Genomic DNA, 21,211 nt, shown 5'->3' with positions numbered 1-21,211 from the left:
GGAGGCTTTTTTATTGCGGATACAACAATAGCCTAAGCCTTAATTTGTTCTTTAATCAGTGGCCAAATATTTTGATGCGACTTTCTAAACATATGCATATGACCAATTGCTTTATGTTGATATTGCTGCGGTTTCACTTCAATCATAGTCGTTTTTGCATTGGGGTAGAGTCGGAGTAAATCTTTTACATTGGCTTCCGTAGCAATTTCATCATCAGATGCCCATAGCACCGTAATCGGGATTTGAATCTTCTCGTGGAAATCATCAAAGATGGTTGTACCCATTGCATTCATGACATAGCCGGGTTTGCTGCAAAACTGCGCCCATTGTTTTGCCACATCTTTGGGTAAGTTTTCACCCATGCCGAGCATTTTAGTAGCACCATAGCCTTTGAATATCCGAGAAATCGGAAAGACCAGCTTAAACATCAGAGGTGCTAGTGTTTTTGTGCGACCTTTCAAACCTTTTACATGACCGGTCGAGCCTGCGATCGCAATTAATTGATTCACTTTATGGTAATTCGGGACAATACCTAATAATTGCCCGCCTGCACTATACCCAATCAAGGTGACCTGTTGTGCTTGTGTTTTTTCAATCAATGTATCAATTGCTGCAGGAATATCGAGTTGTCCCCAATCTTGGATACTAGCCTTTGACTTTTTTAAAGCACTATGTAATGAATCACCGATGCCACGCAAGTCAAAGGTCATGACAGCATGGCCTTGTTCAGTCAACCATGAGGCAAATGCATGGTAAAAGCCTTTCACAATCCCGTTTGCAGGGCAGATTAAAATCGGACTTAAGTGTTGCTCATTTTGGCTTGGATAAAAGCGTGCACTTAATTTGTAGCCATGAGCGCAAGAGATATCGAGATTTTTAAAGTTTTGAGTCATGAGTTATATTAATGAACTCAAATTGAACTCAATTTACACAGCTTTCGCAGGATATTGCGGGTTTAAAGCTGACCAAATAGTCATCAATAAAATCATAAAAGGATGGAAAATTGATCATTGAACAATGGGAATGTTCGGTAAAATTGGCAATTGTATTTAGTGGGATTTTTCTTTGGGTTGGTATGTTGACTGGGGTGTGGAAGTATATTCAGATCAGTCAAAGCCCGCATGCGAAATCACATTATTATGTCGATGTCGCGCATCGCAGTAGTTTATTGTATGCACCTGCGACCCTGATCTTGGCAGTATTGGCATACTGTTCTGCGTGGTCAGCGCTCATTAATTTTATTTGTGTTGTAATTAATCTGTTCTTTTTTAGTTTTTCCATCTTAAGTTATATCCTGCATGGCTTTTTAAAAGACACCAACAATCAATTTAAGCAACCGCATCAACTCGGACGTTTTTCAATACCCACGCTAATGATGCGTAGCGCAATGATTTTATTGGTAATGGGGGAATTAGGTGCAACCTGTGTGCTGTTAATCGGCACAGTTAAAACCTTGTTTTAAAAATAGGGTATTTCAAGAATAAAATTTAAAAATTAGCTAAGCTAAAGTGTGTGAGTTTTTTCAATATTATTTAATAAAGCACAATAAAAAGAATGAATAGCAAAAAATGAAATAGGAGCTGTATTCATCATTGAGCTGAAATATGGGGGGATTAAGGAGGAATATGAATGGGTATATTTTTATTGTTATGATTTCGACTGTTTGAAAATGGATGACGAGTCATCCATTTTCTAGTCGTTTTCTAGAGATTGTTCTGAAATTTTTACTGAGCGGAATTTGTAGTCAATGAAAGCCCAAGCATAAAACGCCATAGATACCACAACTGCATAGACGAAAAATTCTGGTTTAAGATTACCTTGAATGGTGCCTTGTAATAATAATGTCAGCATCAAAGCAATGGTTGTACTTAAAAAAACCACTGTATTGTTATTTGCCTTCAGGGTGCTAATGAAGACTTGCTTATTGAAATGTAATGGTAACATCTCCATCCCTCCTGTTGATGTTTGATCAATCCAAATAAGATTGGTCGGAATTGTTATTATAGTTATACCTGATTTTTTGAATATTTCAAGAGCAAATACTACTATTATCTAAATTAATTGTGACAGTATTATGACAATATTTCATATTTTTAGCTTTTTTTTGAAATATTGAAGCGCTGTTTGAAAAATAGTCAGATCACTCTAAGATAGTGTGATTTAATCCACAAAACAAGCGTTATTGTCGGTTTTTAAACAATTTTTTAAGGGTTGCTAGAATATTCACATTAAAGTGAAAAGTTTGATTTTTGAAGAATTAGAGAACATTGAATGAATTTAGGCGACTGTCATATTTGAAATATGACACCAATGAAATATTTGAATTATTTTTAAAACAGCACTAGAACTAAAAATTTTGGCAAAGGCTGCCTCGTATTCAGAACCGATCAAGCATCAATATGAACAAGATTGGGTTAAGGGTGTAACAATAAAAGCATGTTGGGTAAACCTGTCAGTTATTGATCACCAATTTAACAGAGTTTGGGTAAAACTCAGTTAAACCACATAACGCAATCTGTTATTTTTTTGCTTTATCGATAATGAAGCAAATAATGAATACGATTAATGATGGAATAAACCATGCAAGACTTTGTTCACTCAAAGGCAAATTGGTCATCCATTGCGGTAACAATTGCTCGAAACCAGCGACTTTTAACGCGTCGATTATACCGAAAACCAACGAAACGGCTGTCACAGGCGCAATTACAGCACTTGGTTTATGCATAAATTTCAATAAGAAACTCATGATAATCACTACAATCGCAGGCGGATAAATTGCACTTAATACAGGTACAGATACTGCAATGAGTTTGGTTAAACCCAAATTTGAAATCACCAAAGAGAAACCGACCAATACAAAGACAAAGAGTTTGTAAGGGAGTTTGGTGAGTTGCGAGAAATATTCAGCACAGGCACAAGTGAGACCAATCGCAGTCACCATACATGCCAAGAAGATCATGCCCGTTAGGAATAATGATCCAGTATCACCAAATGCATGTTGTACATAAGCATGTAGAATCACCGCGCCATTGGTGGCATTTGGAGCAACTTCATGACTACCTAAGCCCAATTTAAATAAGCTTAAATACACCAAAGTTAAGCCTACACCTGAAATCAAACTTGCAATGACTGCATACTTGGTCACCAGTTTGGTGTCAGTTACGCCACGCGAATGAATGGCTTTAATGATCACAATACCAAAGACAAGCGCACCTAAAGTGTCCATGGTTAAATAACCATTGACTAGACCTTCTGAGGCAGGACTAGATACATAGTTGTTAATCGCAGGATGAATGATGCCGGTTGGAATCACAAAGGCTGCAATGCCTAAAATCGCCAATGAAATAATTTTCACTGGAGCAAGGAAGTGACCGACGGTATCGAGTAATTTATTTGGATACAGTGACACCAAAGTCACGATACTGAAATAAATCAAACTATAGATAAATAAACTACTACTGCCTGTACCGAAATACGATGAAAAACCGATTTCATAAGAGACTGTGGCAGTACGGGGTGTTGCGAATAAAGGACCAACCGTTAAATAACATGCAATGGTTAAAATTAAACTTGCAACTTTACCCAAGGGTGAACTTAAAAGTTGAATCGATCCTTCAAAGCGAGAAAGCGCAACAATGGTAATCACAGGAAGACCCACTGCAGTGACCAAGAAGCCTAATGCAGCAATCCAAACGTGTTCACCTGCTTGTTGAGCTACGATCGGTGGGAAAATAATATTGCCCGCACCAATAAATAGTGCAAAGGTCATAAAACCTAAGGCAATAATATCCCGTGTACGTAGATTCGTCATAGAGGGAGATGGTTCGAACAAAAAAGGGATTTTAGTAGAAAATATCTCTTTTTTGGAGTTTATTTTACTCAAGCTGTTTAACTGGAAATAGTTTTTGTGTCTGTTTTTGAACAGGATTTAAAAAATTGATAAACTTATATGGCTGATAAATATTAATTAATTTTTTATATAACGCTATATGTATTAAGTTTAATGCGTAAAATTCATAAAGCTGAAAAGTTGCTTGAAATTTAAGTGTTTAAATAATCGTCAAAATCACTCAGTTTCAACGGAAAAAACAACTGAGTTTTATTTCATCTTTAAGGAAAAAATAAAAGAAAGGAATATAATATATTCCAATTATTTAGAGGTCATTCCCATGAAGGCTGGCAAAATCAGCATTAAAACAGAAGAAGATATTGCGAAACTCCGAATCTCTGGTCGTTTGGCAGCAGATGTTTTGGCAATGATTGGTGAATATGTCAAGCCGGGCGTGACGACTGAATATTTGGATGATATCTGCAATGATTTCATTGTAAATACCTTAAAAGTGATTCCAGCTAACGTCGGTTATTATGGCTATACCAAGACCACGTGTATTTCACCGAATGAAGTGGTGTGTCATGGTATTCCATCGAGTAAAACCGTGTTAGAAGACGGCGATATTATCAATATTGACGTTGCAATCATTAAAGACGGTTATTTTGGTGATACCAGTCGTATGTATTATGTCGGGAGTATCAAACCTGATGCAAAAAAATTGGTCGATACAACCTATAAAGCTATGGTGGCAGGCATTCATGCGGTGAAACCAGGCGCAACGCTCGGTGATATTGGTTATGCTATTCAGTCTGTTGCACAGCGTGAAGGTTATAGCATTGTGCGTGAATACTGTGGTCATGGGATTGGTAAGATCTATCATGAACAACCGAATGTTTTGCACTATGGTCAACCAGGACAGGGTGTGGTGTTAAAAAAAGGTATGGTGTTTACCATTGAGCCGATGGTCAATGCCGGTAAAGCCCGAGTTAAAGAACTTAAGGATGGTTGGACGGTGATCACGGCGGATAAATCGTTGTCTGCACAGTGGGAACATATGGTGGTCGTCACAGATACAGGGTTTGAACTATTAACCCCATGGCCTGAAGGTACAGGCGATTATCCTGCTATTTAAATAAAATAAAAAAGCCGATTGCATCAAATCGGCTTTTTTTATAGATAAAATTCGATCTGCGATTGACATTGAATGCTGAAAATATAAGTTGTGATTCAGATTATTTTTTTAATTTGAGTTTAAAAAGTGTATGCACTGCACAGCCGAATAACAGTCCCCAAAAAGCAGAACCAATCCCAAAAAATTGCACGCCAGAAGCTGAGAAAAGAAAGGTCATCAGCGCAGCTTCACGCTCATCGATGTCGTGAAAGGCAAGGGCAATGTTCTGGCTGATGGTACCAAACAAGGCGATCCCTGCGAGTGCAACGATGAACACTTCAGGAATGGACATCAATATACTGGTCAGCGTGGCAGCAAAAATTCCCATTAAAATATAGAAAAAACCACAGCTCATGCCGGCAATATAACGTTTTTTAGGATCAGGATGAACTTGATCATCTAAACTTACGGCGGCACTAATGGCAGCGATATTGGTGGAAAAACCTCCAAAGGGTGCAAACACGGTTTGCGCTAAACCTGTCCAACCGACCAAGTGTTTGACATGCGGCTGATAGCCATAGCTTTTGATCATGGCTAAACCGGGTAAATATTGGGATGCCATATTGATGATGAATAGAGGGAGCGCTAAACCTAAGATTGCGGACAGGCTAAAATGCGGGGTCATCCAAACCGGTTGCGTAATGCCCCAATTAAGTATGGGGATGCTAAAGCGCATAAATAAAGGACAAATGGCGAAACCCAAAAAAACTGTAATGACAATGCAATAACGGGGTAATACTTTTTTTGAAATAATATAGATTGAGAGTAGTGAGATAATAAAACCCCAATCATTTTCCAAATGGGCAAAAATTGAAATCCCGAATTTGAGTAACACACCTGCCAGCATGGCACTGGTCAAGCTCTGTGGTATGTAAGTCAAGATTTTTTCAAAAGCACCGATAAATCCAAACACTGCCGTGATTAAACCACACATTAAAAAAGCCCCAATGGCTTCATTAAGACTATAGCCATTTGCAGTAGCAATGATCAGTGCAAGCGCAGCGGTCGACCAAGAGGTCACCACTGGATATTTAAATTTCCACGAGAGTAAAAGTCCACATAGACCAATACTAAGTCCCAATGCCCAAAACCAAGAACTGATCTGCGCTGGATGGGCACCCAAATGTTGAGCAGCTTGGATGACCAAGACCGAAGAAACACTAATACCGATGAGAAAGGTAATGAAGCCAGCAAAAACAGCAGGAATAGAAAAGTCGTCGATGAGTTTTTGCATGATGAGTCGCAGAATTTTTATCTTATAAATATGCGTTATTTTTCATCATACGCAGAATTATTTTGAAGTGAAAGAAAAAGCAATGAGATCTTATTTCTGAAATATGACAGCGATTGCTATCAGTCTAGATCAATCACATCTTTATTATCATCACATGGTGGAAAGCGCTAACTTAAGCCCAAAACCACAAAACAATAAGCCCACTAAAGCGACAGTAACGGCAGATAGTTTGTAGCGTGTATTAAAAAATGAAGCGATTTTAATCCCTGAAAAAATTAATGCACTCAAATAGGCCATGCTTAAAATTTGTAAAATGATAGCAAGCAACGTGAAGCTTAAAGCGGGATAAGCGTAATTAGGATCGACAAATTGGATAAAGAAAGACAGATAAAACAGCATGGCTTTCGGATTGAGTAAGCTAACCATGAGCGCTGTACGAAAAGGGTGAAAGGCCTGAGGTTTGGCATTTTCAGTGTTTTTTTGAATGCTTTGACTTGTATTGTTCCAAGTCTGATAACCCGCCATCAGCAAGCGCGTACCTAAATAGGCAAGGTACAGTGCGCCTACAATTTTTAATCCAATAAAAATCCAAGGAAAGTTATGTAATAAGGTCGCAGCACCAAGTACGGTACATAAAATTAAAATCGTATCGCCAGAAAATACCCCCAAAGCACCGATATAGCCAGTCTTGACCCCATAACGTGTGGCAATCGACATCACATAGAGGGAGTTTGGACCAGGAAGCAAAATGATCAGCACAGTACCAATTATATAGGTCATCAGGTCAGTAATGCCGAACACAACGCATCTCGCTTATATCGTGGAATATTCAATAAAAAATCGAGTCCAAAGACTCGATTCATCATAATCAGATTGAGTGTAATGATAAAGTTTTTTAGGCTTGAATCTCAGCATCTACGCCAAAAGATTGACGTAATAAATTGCTCAGTTGTTCCCGCGCTTTAATAAAGCCATCGATTCCGCTTTGTAACAGTTGGAATGCCATTAAATCTTGTTCAAGCTCTACTTTGAACTGTTCTTTAGTCAATGGGCTATTGTCGTGAGTTTGATGCGCTTGCGCATGTTCAGCGCTAAGCTGTGCTTCGACTACACGTTGATCTTTTTCTAAATCAGCCAAAAGATTCGGTGAAACTGTTAAAAGATCACAGCCTGCAAGTCCCAATACCTGATCAACACTACGGAAACTTGCTCCCATAATTTCAGTTTTAACCGCATGCTGTTTATAGAAGTGATAAATTTGCTTCACTGACAGCACGCCTGGATCTTTATCGATGCTGTAATGATCGACATTTTCCGCTTTTTTATACCAATCCAAAATGCGTCCCACAAATGGTGAGATAAGCGTGACCTTAGCATCTGCGCAGGCTTTGGCTTGGTGTAAACCAAATAAGAGCGTCAGGTTGCAATGAATACCTTCAGCTTCCAAATCTTTGGCAGCTTGTATGCCTTCCCAGGTAGATGCAATTTTAATCAAAATACGGTTTTGATCGACACCATAGGCTTTATACAGAGCTAATAGTTCTTTGGCTTTATCAATGGTGGCTTCAGTATCGTAAGACAAGGCAGCATCCACTTCAGTTGAAACACGACCTTCTACAATTTTTAGAATTTCAGCACCCAGTTTGACGGTTAAAATATCAATAGTGCGTTCAATCAATTCATCGCTTTGATAGCCTTCAGATTTGGCTTGAGCAAAGGCATCTTTTAACAGTTGCTTATTTTCAGGGAGCGATGCAGCAGCGGTAATTAATGAAGGATTAGTGGTTGCATCCAAAGGGCGAAACTGTTGAATGGCATTTAAATCACCTGTATCGGCAACGATTGTTGTTAAGGCTTTGAGTTGGTTTAATGCTGATTGTGTCATTACGATCTAATTCTTGGTTAAAATACTTGTTGGATTATTTATATCACAGGATGATTTTATATCATCCGTATATACACTCGAAATCAGCATTATTTTACAGAAATACGCTGATTTCTGATGTGATTAATCAAAAAACGAGCAGCTGCACCCAACTGACTTTCTCGGCTCCAGACCAAATCGACATAATATTCAAATTTCGGGGTGAAATCTGAAAGTTTGAGGACTTTGAGTTTTTCTTTTAGCAAAGGATTTTCTTCAAACATTTGAAAGGGTAAAACACCCCATGCTAAATTTTCTAAAATAATCATTGAGGCTGAATGGTGGTTGTCTGTGCGCCAATAATCCTTCGAAAACAATAATTCAGGTTTAATGCTTTTATCCCGACTCGCCACCACAATCTGACGATGCTGTCGAATCTGTTCAAAACTGACTTGATCGAATTCTGCCAATGGATGTTGATTTGAAATCACAGGAAGGAGTTGTTCGCGTTTCACTTCGACAAATTGTTCGCTATTTTCCAATACTTCACGTTCAAACATAAACGCAAGTTGGACACTCTGATTGAATAGCATTTTCAAGGCATCTTCTTGTGGGGCTGAAATAATGTTGATTTGTAGTGCTGGAAATTGCTGCTCCAACAGCGCAATGTATTCCGTCCATTGGGTATGCAACAGCTCTGAGACCACCACTATGTTTAATGAAGACTCCAAACCTTCACTGAGTGCATAGGCATGCTGCTTCCATTGATTCATTTCGATTAACAAGGCTTGTGTCTTCTCGAATAAAATTAACGCTTGTGGTGTAGGTTTAGGCTCTCGACCAACACGTTCAAACAATTGAAGATTTAAATCGACCTCTAAGTTGGCAATGGACATGCTGATGGCTGAGGGGACTTTACCCAAAGCCCTTGCAGCGGCTGAAAACGAGCCTAAAGTCATCACAGTTTTAAAAATAGTTAGTTGTTCTTGATTGATATTCATAGCTTAAGTTTTATCTATCAATAATATTGAAAGAAGCTAACTCGATTAATCAAATATTTCCAAATAGAATTGTATCACTAAAGAAAATGAACGAGCTTTTCCATGTTTTTATCTAAAAGAAGAATCATTCATGCGCTGACCTATGAAGTGATTCTTCTGGTGATTATTGCGGTTGTCTTGAGTTTTGTGTTTGAAGCCCCTATGGAGGTCACTGGGACTTTAGGGATTGCGATGGCAGTGACTTCAGTGGTCTGGAATATGATTTTCAATCATTTTTTTGAAAAATACGAAGCCAAACATCAACTGAAAAGAACGGTTTTAGTCCGTATTTGCCATGCGATTGGTTTTGAAGGTGGCTTAATGTTGGCGACGATTCCGATGGTGGCGTATGCTTTGAAGATGCCGATTTGGCAAGCAATCTTAACGGACCTCAGTATGACGCTGTGTATTCTAGTTTATACCTTTATTTTCCAATGGTGTTATGACTTAATCGAGACCAAATTAGGGCTTAGACCTGTTACAGCCTAACTCAGCGACTTTTTCAAGCATCGAATAGATCTAATCTGAGATGTTCATCTAGACTTTCATTTCATCGGTCTAGTTAAAAAAATATTGTGGATCAAAATTTTTTGAAACAAATGTTGATCCAAAAAAATACCAATAAAAGGGATGCGCTTAATGGCATCCCTTTATTTAATCCATATTTATATGTAATCCATAGTGATAATAGAATAATCAAAAATATGAGTAACTTTAAAGTCGTACATGCTGAAGCTTTTCCTCAACAGATACAATGGCAATATCGAGACACCTTTGTATTGTTACTAAGTCCTTTGATCATGCTGAATGGGTGGTTGGCGAGTCTGCTCTTCAGTCAGGCAACGCAGATTGCACTCGTAGATAGTATCTTTCGCGGTGGCTTATTCTTAGTACTGTGTTATCTCTATAAAGAGATGTTAATTCGGCATTGGCAGTATTTTAATCGGGCAAGCTTAAAGTCTTGGTTGTTGGTGATTGTAGGCGCTATTGTTTTGCAAGGCTTAATCAGCATCACACGCGCTTTTTTACCTATGCATCATTCGGTGAATCCAATAGAGGAAGCACCTATCGATCCTCAAACGATTGCATTTATTCCATTGCTGTTCATTTCACTGGGTCCTATTTTTACAGCACTGATTGAAGACATCGTGTTTCGCTATACCTTATTGCACAAGTTGTTTGTCCCCAAAATTGGTATAAGAATAATTTTGGTGTTGTTAAATTCCATATTGTTTGGTTTGATTCATTATCATAATTTTGATGGCCATTTGATCGCTACTGTTAGCTTTATGGTGGCAGGACTGTTTTTGAATGTGGTCTACCTATGGACGCGTAATATTTGGCATGTTTTATTGATTCATATGCTAAATAATGCAGTACTGTCATTGGGTGCGGTGATTCTTTTGAAATTATTTGCACTGTAGTGATACATCAAAGTGGGCATGGTTTGGTGCAAATGTTGAACCTCGTTGTATGCCATGATGAACCGTAAGTCTGAAAATAAAAAAAGCACCTGAATCGGTGCTTTTTTATGGGTGGATTCGATTATTTTTCAATAATCGCCGTTACCCCTTGACCACCCGCAGCACAAATCGAAACCAGTACGCGACCTGAACCTTTTTGATTTAACAGTTTTGCTGCAGTCGCAATAATACGACCGCCTGTTGCTGCAAATGGATGACCCGCAGCCAAAGATGAACCTTTAACATTCAGTTTAGATCGATCGATTGAACCGAGTGGAGCATCTAGACCTAAACGCTCTTTACAGAATTTTGGATCTTCCCATGCTTTTAAAGTCGAGAGCACTTGTGAAGCAAAGGCTTCATGAATTTCGTAGTAGTCGAAGTCTTGAAGTTTTAAACCTGCACGATCAAGCATACGTGGCACAGCATACGCCGGTGCCATCAATAGACCTTCTTTCTTACCAATAAAATCGACTGCAGCAGTTTCAGAGAAACTTAAATAAGCCAGTACTTCATGACCATTGGCTTTTGCCCATTCTTCTGAAGCGAGCAATACAACAGAAGCACCATCGGTCAGTGGGGTAGAGTTACCCGCTGTCATGGTGCGTGCATCGCCTTTACCAAAGGCAGGTTTTAACTTCGCCAATTTTTCTACAGTCGAATCAGCACGTAAATTATTGTCACGTTCTAAACCTAAAAATGGTGTGATCAAGTCATCAAAGAAACCTTCTTCGTAGGCTTTGGCCATTTTTTGATGTGAAGATGCAGCAAGTTCATCCTGTGCCTCACGTGAAATGCCCCATTCAAGCGTGGTAATCGCTTGGTGATCACCCATCGATAAACCTGTACGTGGTTCACCATTTTTTGGTGCATCAAGTAGATCTTTGACGTTGATTTTAGTCAGTGCTTTTAAACGGTCTTTCGCTGTTTTAGCAATGTTGAGTTCAAGCAAAGCTTTACGTAAACCATCACCGAATGCGATTGGGGCATCAGATGTAGTGTCAACACCCCCTGCGATGCCGACTTCAATTTGACCCAACGCAATTTTATTGGCAACAGCAAAAGCCGCTTGTAAACCTGTACCACAGGCTTGTTGAATGTCGTATGCTGGCGTTTCAGGTGCAAGCTCGGTGTCCAATACACATTCACGGGTCATGTTGAAGTCACGGCTATGTTTTAAAACTGCACCTGCAACCACTTCACCTAAACGTTGACCTTGTAGATTAAAACGTTCAACTAAACCATTTAATGCTGCAGTGAGCATATCTGAGTTGGTCGCTTTAAAGTAAGCACCATTAGAACGAGCAAAGGGAATACGATTTCCCCCAATAATAGCAACACGGCGAACGGTATTTTGACTCATAATTTGATCCTGAGCATCGGAAGTTTGAGTAAGTGTTTGAGCTTTTGTATCAGCTGTTTTTGTATTTTGAGTGGTACTTTTATTGCGTGAAGCTGCAGAACGTGTACGCGACGTTTTAGGAGTATTTGCGACGGCAGAAACTGCTTCGGTACTTTTACTCGTTTTTGCACGAGTCTTTGATGTATTTGACACAGTTTCTTTCGCAGAATTCTCGACTGTTGGATTTTCTTGAGTTGTTTTGCTCATAAGGCTTTTCCAAGCATGTGGACGATATTCTTGCTGCTAACATTAACACATTCAAAAACAGGTCGTATTGACTATAATGACATTTAAGAGTGCGTTCAGGTCAAGACATACATAGATTAACTCAAGTATTATTTATCTGAAACAGATGGATCAATTACATTATAAGTATCTGAGATTACACTGAAGTTCATAGATCACTTAGGTCCACTAACATTTATTTTGTCGAGAGATCACATTCATGACTGACCAATATCAAGCTTTTTCAAAATCTCCAATTGGTAAATTTGTCATTAAAAATTTAGGTTTGCCATCGCCATTAGAATTAGACCGTTTTCAATCTGCAACGCCTGTGATTCAAGGTGCGGTTTTGTTTGGTGCTGCGCCGAATAGCGTGCTGACAGGTGATATTGCACAAGTGCTCAGTAACATTCATGCCAATACCTATGCAGGCAATAATTCAGCGCTTCAGCAAGCGGCTGCTAAAGTGGGTTTGAGTGTTAGTGCGTTCAATGATGGCGATAAAGAGTCCAAATTCAAAGCAGTGGTGTTTGATGCATCTGGTATTCAAAACTCAGAACAATTAAGTGAGTTGCATGCCTTCTTTAATCCAATTGCACGCCAAATTCAAAGTTCGGGTCGTGTGATTGTGGTGGGTTTAACGCCTGAGCAAGCACCGACCATTAAGCAAGCGATTGCGCAACGTGCGCTTGAGGGTTTTGTAAAGTCTGTTGGTAAAGAATTTAAAAAGGGCATCGCGGCTCAGTTGGTCTATGTCGACAAGGATGCAGGTCAAAACATTGAATCCACTTTACGCTTTGTGCTTTCTCCACGTTCTGCTTATGTATCGGGTCAAGTGATTCGTGTTGCTAAAGCCAATGTGGTGGATGTGGATTGGGCGAAACCGCTTGCAGGTAAAACAGCTGTGGTGACGGGTGCGAGTCGCGGGATTGGTGAAGCAATTGCGCATGTACTATCGCGTGATGGTGCGCATGTGATTTGTCTAGATGTACCACAACAGCAAGCGGATCTTGATCGTGTGGCAAGTGCTATTGGCGGTTCTACACTCGCAATTGATATCACAGCTGCCGATGCAGGTGAAAAAATCAAAGCTGCTGCAGCACAAAAAGGGGGGGTAGACATCATCATTCACAATGCAGGCATTACCCGTGACAAAACTTTGGCAAATATGAAGCCTGAGCTGTGGGATTTGGTGATTAACATTAACTTATCTGCCATTGAGCGTGTCAATGATTACTTGCTTGAACATGCGGGCATCAATGAAAATGGTCGTATTGTCTGTGTGTCCTCTATTTCAGGGATTGCGGGTAACTTGGGACAAACCAACTATGCTGCATCGAAAGCAGGTGTGATTGGTGTGGTGAAATTTACTGCGCCATTACTGCAAAAAGGCATTACCATTAATGCGGTGGCACCCGGTTTTATTGAAACGCAAATGACAGCAGCCATTCCATTTGCGATTCGTGAAGCGGGACGCCGTATGAACTCGATGAGTCAAGGCGGTCAACCTGTGGATGTGGCAGAAACCATTGCATTATTTGCATCGACTGCGTCTACAGGCTTAAATGGTAATGTGGTTCGTGTCTGCGGTCAGAGTCTGCTCGGGGCTTAATCTATTAAACTCCTCTCCCTTTGGGAGAGGACTTAGGAGAGGGAAATTAGAGGGAAATATTATTAACCCTCTCTAGCTCTCTCCCAAAGCGAGAGAGAACTCCATTTACTCATAAATAAAGAAAATTCCAAAGGTTCAGTATGAATACTCGCCATTTTAGTCAACTGCCAAAACCGTATTTGGCGTATCCAAAAGTCATCCAAGGTTTGATTTTTAAAAAACCAAAAGGTGAAAAGGTTCTGCCACAAGTTGAATATGTGGTGGATTCATTTAAGGTTGATCAAGAACATTTAAAAAAATACAACGAAATTTGTGGCTATCAAAACAACGGTTCTATTCCTGCAACTTATTTGGCAGTGATTTCGCAAAGTTTGCAAATGCATATGATGACCACTGAAGCATTTCCATTTGCTTTATTGGGTTTGGTGCATATCCGTAACCAAGTGAGACAACATCGTAAAATTGCCGTGAATGAAAATTTAAGCATTGCCTGTAAATTTGGTGATTTGAAACCGCATGACAAAGGCTTACAATTTGATTTCTTAACCACGGTTAAGGTCGCAGGTGAAGTGGTGATGGAAGGGCTAACCACCTATCTTTCACGTCAAAAAACGGATGCTGCACCAGTGGCAAAACCGAAAGAAGAAGCAATCCCTAATTTTGAATCAAAAGCAGTGTGGGATGTGGCTGAAAATACAGGTCGCCGATATGCCATGTCATCGGGTGATTTTAACTTAATTCATATTCATGCCTTGACCGCAAAAGCCTTTGGTTTTAAACAAGCCATTGCACATGGCATGTGGAGTAAAGCCCGCGCATTGGCAAGTTTAAATTTGCCAGAGGCGTATGATGCTGATGTCTATTTCAAGTTGCCGATGTTTTTGCCATCCAAAGTTGAGTTTTTGACTGCTGAAGATAAGGGCACAACACATCTCTTGATTCGAAATCAAAAATCACAAAAACCGCATGTGAGCGGAATCATCACAAGCTTATAATCAAAAAAGCCCAAATCATGTATTTGGGCTTTTTTATGAGCATTTTCATCAGTGATTTTTAGTTGTATAAATCTCACAATCAAATAAATGCTGTGCGCACAGCATGTGTATGGAAAAAACAATAAAATATAAGGATGTAGCATGAATTCAATTGCAAAAGTGCTTTTTGCGAACACTCAGAATTACATGGGTGAGGTTGATCCTCGATTTATCGATCTCGCAAAACAATTTAGTCGACTGCAAGATCAACGCAGTCACTTGGGTGGGGCTGCCTTGGTGGTCTATTTTCGTGGTGAGAAAGTTGCAGATATTTACACAGGGCAAAAATCAAATACTGAACTTTGGGCGCAAGACACGCTCTCAATTTGTTATTCCACAGGTAAAGGTGTGCTTGCCACATTGGCGCATATCTTGGTCAGTCAAGGGATGCTTGACTATGATCAGCCGATTGCTGACTATTGGCCTGAATTTGCGCAAAATGGCAAAGACAAAATGACCTTAAGACATGTTTTGAGTCATCAAAGTGGTTTATTTGATATTCGAAATATCATCAGCAAAGCCGCTGAAATGGCTGATTGGCAACATATGCTCAAGGTTATGGAAAATGCACAACCGCGATTTAATATCGGTCAAGAGAATGCCTATCAAGCGCTGACTTTCGGGTGGTTGGTCGGTGGAGTTTTAGAAAAAGCGAGTCAGAAATCTTTAACAGAGTTGATGCAACAGTATTTGGTAGAGCCACTTGAATTGGATGGTGCATACTTTGGTGTACCGCAGTCTGAATTGGCTCGTGTAGCCAAACCATTGCCAAAGCCTCAGGTGGATCATCAACCGAATAACACCCCAGATAATAAACCCCCAGCTAAAAAAACCAAACAGCCTAAATTTAATTTTTCAGAAAAATTGATTGAGTGGTCAGGGCAGGATCCGCAAGACTTTTTAGATGCCATGGTGCCCAAGCGCATGCGTGAGTTCAGTTTTTTTGATGATGCTTCAATTCAAGCGATCATTCCCGCTGCCAATGGTGCATTTACGGCAAGGAGTTTGGCAAAAGTGTATGCCATGTTGGCAAATCGTGGTGAGTGGCAGGGTCAAAGCTTGATTGATGCTGAAACATTTAAAACACTTGCAACGATTCAAAACAATCAACGTGATCGTGTCATGCCGATTCCAATGAAATGGCGTTTGGGTTATCACCGTGTACTAAGTATGGGCAAGCGCGCCAAACAAGGCTTTGGGCATATTGGCTATAACGGCTCTGGTGCGTGGTGTGATCCTGAGCGTGAATTGAGTTTCGCTTATACGCATAATTTTACTGCTGCTTCGATTACTGGAGATTATCGTTTGTGGGGGCTGACTCAAGAAACCTTGCGCTGTGCGGATGCGGTATTGAAAGGGCATAAAGGCTGGTTTTAGATCTGGTTATAGATTAGTAAGCATATTTTGGACAAAATATTTTGGGTGGGGGATCTCAGATCTACTTCAGAATATGCGGATAAAATATGCGTTTATCTCGTTTATGAAAAGAGATCAGGCTTAAACATACAAGACTTGGTTTTCTATTCAACAGTTTGCAAGAGAATTTGCAATCTTCATTCACTCTTGATTAAAAAAACAGTATGCTTAAGCCTGTAAAAAGGGAGCATTCATGTATCAGGTACTTGCACGTAAATATCGTCCACGCAATTTTATTGAACTCGTTGGTCAAAACCATGTATCACGTGCATTAACGAGCGCTTTAGAGCGTGGTCGATTACATCATGCGTATCTGTTTACCGGCACACGTGGAGTGGGGAAAACCACCATTGCCCGTATTTTAGCGAAATGCCTGAATTGTGAAACCGGAATTACTTCTACGCCGTGTGAAGTTTGTGCAACCTGTACTGCGGTGAATGAAGGTCGATTTATCGATCTCATTGAAATTGATGCGGCATCACGAACAAAAGTAGAAGATACCCGAGAGCTTTTAGACAATGTGCCTTATGCACCGACGCAAGGTCGATTTAAGGTCTACTTAATCGATGAAGTGCATATGCTTTCAACGCATTCTTTTAATGCATTGCTGAAAACTTTAGAAGAACCACCAGAGCATGTGAAGTTCTTATTTGCAACCACAGATCCACAAAAATTGCCGATTACCGTCATTTCACGCTGTTTGCAATTTACCCTACGTCCATTGGCGGTCGATGAAATCACCAGCCATTTGACCGATATTTTATCCAAAGAAGACATTACTGCTGAGCAGGATGCGATTTGGCAAATTGCTGAATCTGCACAAGGCTCATTGCGGGATGCCTTGTCACTCACCGATCAAGCGATTGCCTATGGTCAAGGTGCGATCAAGCATCAAGATGTCAAAGAAATGTTGGGCTTGATTGACCGGACCATTATCTTTGATTTGATTCTCGCCATTCATCAAAACCAGCAACAACGTGTTAGTCAATTATTGATGCAGTTTAGACAACAAGCTTTAGATGTGTCTTTGGTGTTGGATCAGTTTATTTCAACGTTGCATGAGTTGGCGTTGTTGCAATATTTGCCAGATTTAAGCTTGAAATATAGCGCCGAAATCAATGCCAAAATTATGCAGTTGTCTGCGCTTATTTCTGCGCAAGATTTACAGTTGTATTATCAAGTTGCATGTAAAGGTCGTGCAGATTTGCAATTGGCAGTGACCCAAGAGCAAGGTTTTGAAATGACCGTACTGCGGTTACTGGCATTCAGACCTTTACAGGTCAATGAAGTAGCGATGCATCAAGCCTCAGCATCAGCGCCACAAGCGGTGATTTCGGCATCTACAGCCACGATAGATTCACAGTTTAACCCTGTTGATACTCCTTCTGAACACAACAGACTTGATGCACAGCAAAGCGTAGTTTCAGTTGCGACTGTCACAGCAGATATAACTCAAGATGCGCCTAGTGTTGTTGCAACCACGACAATCAATCGTGATGCACACTTTGCAGATCCAGCATTTGGTTCAGATGATGCTAGTGATGTGGATGAAGAATTTGCGATGGGTAGCCAACAGCGCACTACGCATGAGCCAAGCAGTGATGATTTTCTTGATGATGAAATAGAATCCGATCTTGCTGTGCCTACAGGGGAGTGTTCGGCATCTCGAAATGATGAAGTTTCATATTCTGATCAGGCAACACAAGCTGAGCCACAATCTGAGCCTAAGCAAAATTCGCAGTTTGAAGTAGGTTTAAATGACGCACCCTTGAGCGATGCTGAACCTAGTTTGAGTCTATTTGGTGATGCACCCGCAGCGCAGCCTGAAGTTCAATCGACTGCAGAGGTTGAAGATATTTTCTTCTTAAATCCTGAGCAAGCTGAATCAGCTGAACATGAAACTGCAAATATCACTTCATCAGAACTACAGCCGAATTTAGATTCAGCTATTAGTAATGAATCTATGAATGAAGCCGTTCAAGATGACGTGATGCAACGTCTAAATGCGCTTGCAGCTCAGGCAACGGTGACTGAAGTTGTAAAACCAAACGGTACATTGGCTGATGGCTTGATGCCACAAGACATTTTGAAGTTAAGCCCTCAGGTCTTGGAAGGCGAATGGAGCATTGATAAATGGGAATTTTGGTTCCGTAACAGTGAGTTGTCTCCGGCAGTGCAAGAGTTGGCACAGCAAGGTTTAATGACGGGTCAGATTGATGGTGAGTCGATTTTCAATATTCCGCAGAAATATGAAACCCTGTTAAGCCAATTTCAAGATACGCTTGAAGCAGAACTGAAAAAGCATTGGTCAAATACGCGTTTTAGTGTGCAGTATCAAGATGTTTCAGGTGCAACCCCTTATGATCAGCAAGTGCTGCGTAAAGAACGTGCCTATGAACGTGCTGCTGAACTCTTGCAAAATGAAGATGCGGTCAAAGGGTTGATTCATAGTTTTGGTGCGGATTTGCATAATATCCAACTCAAATCTTAAGCAAATGTGTAATCAATTCTGATTACGCCGAGCTTTCGTTCTCAACAACGTGCAAATAATTACTTAAAGCATCTCGCATTTCATCTGAAATCGAGGTGCTTTTTCGTGTTTGGCGGTCAACAAAAACATGCACAAAATGACCTTGTGCCGATGCTTGTTCTTTGCCTTGTTTAAAAATAGCCAGATCATAACAGACTGATGAATTGCCCAACTTACGTATCGCCACGCCAACCTCAATGATTTCGGGATAACTCAATTCTTCAAGAAATGTGCACATCGACTCGACCACTAAGCCTATGCTAGGCGAATGTTGTAGATCAAAACCAGTGTTTTGAATCAGCAGTGCATTGGCTGCGGTATCAAAGTAGCTGTAATAGGTGACATTATTGACATGACCATAGATGTCGTTATCTGCCCAACGGGTTTGAATCGGGAAAATAAAGGCGTATTGGTTGCGGGTGCGTGGAGTTGTTTTCATCATGTTTGTTCTAAGTTCTATATGTTTTCAAGGCTAGGTGTATTTTTTGCTCTAAGGAGAAATACAAAAATTAGTAAATCGCTTGATAAATGTTTAAGGCATCCTGTTGAGCTAACACTTTTGGATTGTTCTGTAATAAGCGTGTTTGTTGCATGGCATCCGCAGCCAACCTCTCTAAGCTGTCTTCGGGAACATTCAGCTCACTGAGTTTTAACGTTAAACCGCTATTGTCTAAATGACCTTGCATATGGTCGATAAACAGATCACAGAGTCCATCGGTATTGCCCTTACTATACGGGTCCATCCATTGAATCAATTCCGCATAATAGCGTTTGGCTGCTGAAGCATTAAATTTTAACACTTCAACTAGAACCAGCGCATTGGTATGTCCATGGGAGAGATGAAAATGACCCCCTAAAGGATAGGCAAGCGCATGTACCGCACCGACTGGCGCATTGGCAAAGGCTTGACCTGCCAACATAGAGCCGAGCAACATGTTTTGACGTGCTTCAAGATTGTGTCCATCTTGCAGAACCAATTTTAAATTTTGATTGAGTAGGCTTAAAGCTTGTTTGGCCAAAAGGTCTGCATAGAAATTCTTTTTGATTTTTGAAGTATAGGCTTCAATGGCATGCACCATCGCGTCAATCCCTGTGGCTGCCGTAATATGAGCCGGCAGATCTTGGGTAAAGGTTGCATCTAAAATGGCAACATCTGCATATAAAATCGGAGACACAATGCCTGTTTTGGTTGTTTCGCCGGTGGTGACAATCGAGATTGGGGTAACTTCCGAGCCCGTACCGGCAGTGGTGGGTACTAAAATCAGTGGCAGTCTTGGGCTTTTGGCATTATCTACACCATAAAGGTGCTGAATGGTTTGGCTTTGATTTGGATCTGAAAGTATCGCAATCACTTTTGCAACATCGAGTGAACTGCCGCCACCGAAACCGAGTACAGCATCTACTTGTTCGTTTTTAGCAAATTCGACCGCTTTAAGAATGAGGTCTTCAGGTGGATCTGCTTGTACATCTGAGAAAATCACAAAAGGGGTTTGGGTTGCGTCTAGAATTTCAAGTAGCGGAAGATGAAGTTGATGCTGAATCATACCGGCATCCGTGACCAGTAATAATTTTTGAAATGAACGTGCTTTTAAAATTGGACTCAGTTGCTGGATTGAGCCTAACCCTGAAATAATATTTCCCACGGTTTGAAATTGAAACTGGCTCATACACTATCCTTTTGGCATTTATTCAACATTATTGTTTTCGGGGTCTATAGGATTCATCCTACAAATAACTTAACATATACCACCATAAAAGATATGAGCTTTTGAGACAGTGATGCCAACGAAAATGCCATACAAAATTCTCTGTGTATGCCTTGGAAATATTTGTCGTTCACCTACAGCTGAGGTGGTCTTGCGTCAACGCTGTGAAGCTCAAAAGTTAGCAGTACAGGTCGATTCTGCCGGAACCAGTAATTATCATCCCAATAAAGCGCCTGATCTACGTAGTCAGAAGCATGCACTTCAACGCGGTTACGATTTATCTGCGTTAAGGGCACGACAGTTGCTGATGAGTGACTTCGTCGATTTTGATTTGATTTTGGCAATGGATCTAGACAATCTACAAGACATTTTAACTTTAAAACAGCAAGCCCTCATTAAATATGGTCAACATCAACTCCGTGCTGAAGTTGCCTTGATGAGTGAGCATGATGCTAAGTTTTCAAAGCAAGCTGTACCTGATCCATACTATGGTGGAGATGCAGGTTTTGAACGTGTGCTTGATCAATGTGAATCGAGTAGTGATGCGTGGGTAGCGCATTTAAAACAAAAAGTGCATCGTGACGCGGTGTAAAACACAGTTTTATCGTGACTTTGTGCCATCCTCTTTGTTAGACCCATTAACCATTCTGAACCACTGAAACGAAACGAGTGTAGTTTTTCC

At 40.4% G+C, this 21,211-nt stretch carries 19 protein-coding genes; 9 read left to right on the top strand and 10 right to left on the bottom strand.

All coding sequences use genetic code 11. The features are described 5' to 3' along the window. Positions 1 to 32: 32 nt before the first annotated feature. Positions 33 to 893, bottom strand: a complete 861-nt coding sequence (locus G8D99_RS09350) for an alpha/beta hydrolase family protein (RefSeq protein WP_166324917.1) — start codon at positions 891 to 893, stop codon at positions 33 to 35. Positions 894 to 1,003: 110 nt separating this feature from the next. Here G8D99_RS09350 and G8D99_RS09345 point away from each other — a divergent pair, with 110 nt between their 5' ends. Further along, the gene (locus G8D99_RS09345) at positions 1,004 to 1,462 is read left to right on the top strand and encodes a hypothetical protein (protein ID WP_166324914.1); all 459 of its coding nucleotides are present in this window, start codon (positions 1,004 to 1,006) and stop codon (positions 1,460 to 1,462) included. 230 nt (positions 1,463 to 1,692) lie between these two features. Here G8D99_RS09345 and G8D99_RS09340 read toward each other — a convergent pair whose 3' ends face one another. Beyond that, entirely contained in the window at positions 1,693 to 1,944 is a 252-nt protein-coding gene (locus G8D99_RS09340; RefSeq protein ID WP_166324911.1) for a hypothetical protein, read from the bottom strand. Between the two features lie 574 nt (positions 1,945 to 2,518). Beyond that, entirely contained in the window at positions 2,519 to 3,811 is a 1,293-nt protein-coding gene (gene brnQ, locus G8D99_RS09335) for a branched-chain amino acid transport system II carrier protein (RefSeq protein WP_166324908.1), read from the bottom strand. Positions 3,812 to 4,169: 358 nt separating this feature from the next. Here brnQ and map point away from each other — a divergent pair, with 358 nt between their 5' ends. Beyond that, the gene (gene map / locus G8D99_RS09330; protein WP_166324905.1) at positions 4,170 to 4,964 is read left to right on the top strand and encodes a type I methionyl aminopeptidase; all 795 of its coding nucleotides are present in this window, start codon (positions 4,170 to 4,172) and stop codon (positions 4,962 to 4,964) included. A gap of 100 nt (positions 4,965 to 5,064) precedes the next feature. Here map and G8D99_RS09325 read toward each other — a convergent pair whose 3' ends face one another. The 4 genes from G8D99_RS09325 to aceR form a co-directional block, all read right to left on the bottom strand. Next, complete coding sequence (locus tag G8D99_RS09325) at positions 5,065 to 6,237, bottom strand: benzoate/H(+) symporter BenE family transporter (protein ID WP_166324902.1); 1,173 nt, start codon at positions 6,235 to 6,237, stop codon at positions 5,065 to 5,067. Between the two features lie 150 nt (positions 6,238 to 6,387). Beyond that, on the bottom strand, positions 6,388 to 7,038 hold the full coding sequence (leuE, locus tag G8D99_RS09320) for a leucine efflux protein LeuE (RefSeq protein ID WP_166324899.1): 651 nt from the start codon (positions 7,036 to 7,038) through the stop codon (positions 6,388 to 6,390). A 94-nt stretch (positions 7,039 to 7,132) separates the two neighbouring features. Then, the gene (tal, locus tag G8D99_RS09315) at positions 7,133 to 8,122 is read right to left on the bottom strand and encodes a transaldolase (protein WP_166324896.1); all 990 of its coding nucleotides are present in this window, start codon (positions 8,120 to 8,122) and stop codon (positions 7,133 to 7,135) included. 89 nt (positions 8,123 to 8,211) lie between these two features. Then, a complete protein-coding gene (gene aceR / locus G8D99_RS09310; RefSeq protein ID WP_166324893.1) occupies positions 8,212 to 9,102 on the bottom strand; it encodes an HTH-type transcriptional regulator AceR in 891 nt (296 codons plus the stop codon). Positions 9,103 to 9,204: 102 nt separating this feature from the next. Between aceR and aceI the strand changes: the two genes are divergently transcribed. After that, positions 9,205 to 9,630 carry a chlorhexidine efflux PACE transporter AceI gene (aceI, locus tag G8D99_RS09305; protein ID WP_166324890.1) on the top strand — a complete coding sequence of 142 codons (426 nt, stop codon included), beginning with the start codon at positions 9,205 to 9,207 and terminating at the stop codon, positions 9,628 to 9,630. A gap of 215 nt (positions 9,631 to 9,845) precedes the next feature. Continuing rightward, entirely contained in the window at positions 9,846 to 10,565 is a 720-nt protein-coding gene (locus G8D99_RS09300) for a CPBP family intramembrane glutamic endopeptidase (protein ID WP_166324887.1), read from the top strand. 121 nt (positions 10,566 to 10,686) lie between these two features. On the opposite strand, the gene G8D99_RS09295 is transcribed toward G8D99_RS09300, so the two are convergent. Beyond that, positions 10,687 to 12,213 (bottom strand): acetyl-CoA C-acetyltransferase, encoded by a 1,527-nt coding sequence (locus tag G8D99_RS09295; RefSeq protein WP_166324884.1) that lies wholly within the window; start codon positions 12,211 to 12,213, stop codon positions 10,687 to 10,689. A 238-nt stretch (positions 12,214 to 12,451) separates the two neighbouring features. On the opposite strand from G8D99_RS09295, the gene G8D99_RS09290 reads away from it, so the two are divergent. From G8D99_RS09290 to dnaX, 4 genes are all read left to right on the top strand, one after another. Then, on the top strand, positions 12,452 to 13,843 hold the full coding sequence (locus tag G8D99_RS09290) for a 3-oxoacyl-ACP reductase (RefSeq protein ID WP_166324881.1): 1,392 nt from the start codon (positions 12,452 to 12,454) through the stop codon (positions 13,841 to 13,843). Between the two features lie 140 nt (positions 13,844 to 13,983). Next, a complete protein-coding gene (locus G8D99_RS09285) occupies positions 13,984 to 14,838 on the top strand; it encodes a MaoC family dehydratase (RefSeq protein WP_166324878.1) in 855 nt (284 codons plus the stop codon). A gap of 141 nt (positions 14,839 to 14,979) precedes the next feature. Beyond that, complete coding sequence (locus tag G8D99_RS09280) at positions 14,980 to 16,254, top strand: serine hydrolase domain-containing protein (protein WP_166324875.1); 1,275 nt, start codon at positions 14,980 to 14,982, stop codon at positions 16,252 to 16,254. Between the two features lie 232 nt (positions 16,255 to 16,486). Next, the gene (dnaX, locus tag G8D99_RS09275) at positions 16,487 to 18,784 is read left to right on the top strand and encodes a DNA polymerase III subunit gamma/tau (protein ID WP_166324872.1); all 2,298 of its coding nucleotides are present in this window, start codon (positions 16,487 to 16,489) and stop codon (positions 18,782 to 18,784) included. A 22-nt stretch (positions 18,785 to 18,806) separates the two neighbouring features. On the opposite strand, the gene G8D99_RS09270 is transcribed toward dnaX, so the two are convergent. Further along, positions 18,807 to 19,265 (bottom strand): acyl-CoA thioesterase, encoded by a 459-nt coding sequence (locus tag G8D99_RS09270; protein WP_166324869.1) that lies wholly within the window; start codon positions 19,263 to 19,265, stop codon positions 18,807 to 18,809. 67 nt (positions 19,266 to 19,332) lie between these two features. Further along, a complete protein-coding gene (locus G8D99_RS09265) occupies positions 19,333 to 20,490 on the bottom strand; it encodes an iron-containing alcohol dehydrogenase (protein ID WP_166324866.1) in 1,158 nt (385 codons plus the stop codon). A gap of 112 nt (positions 20,491 to 20,602) precedes the next feature. Between G8D99_RS09265 and G8D99_RS09260 the strand changes: the two genes are divergently transcribed. After that, positions 20,603 to 21,121 (top strand): low molecular weight protein-tyrosine-phosphatase, encoded by a 519-nt coding sequence (locus tag G8D99_RS09260; protein ID WP_166324863.1) that lies wholly within the window; start codon positions 20,603 to 20,605, stop codon positions 21,119 to 21,121. Positions 21,122 to 21,211: the final 90 nt, after the last annotated feature.

The organism is Acinetobacter lanii (assembly GCF_011578285.1).
Taxonomy (GTDB): Bacteria; Pseudomonadota; Gammaproteobacteria; order Pseudomonadales; family Moraxellaceae; genus Acinetobacter; species Acinetobacter lanii.
Note: the sequence above shows the minus strand (reverse complement) of the source record. Positions and strands in the feature narration are given on the sequence as shown.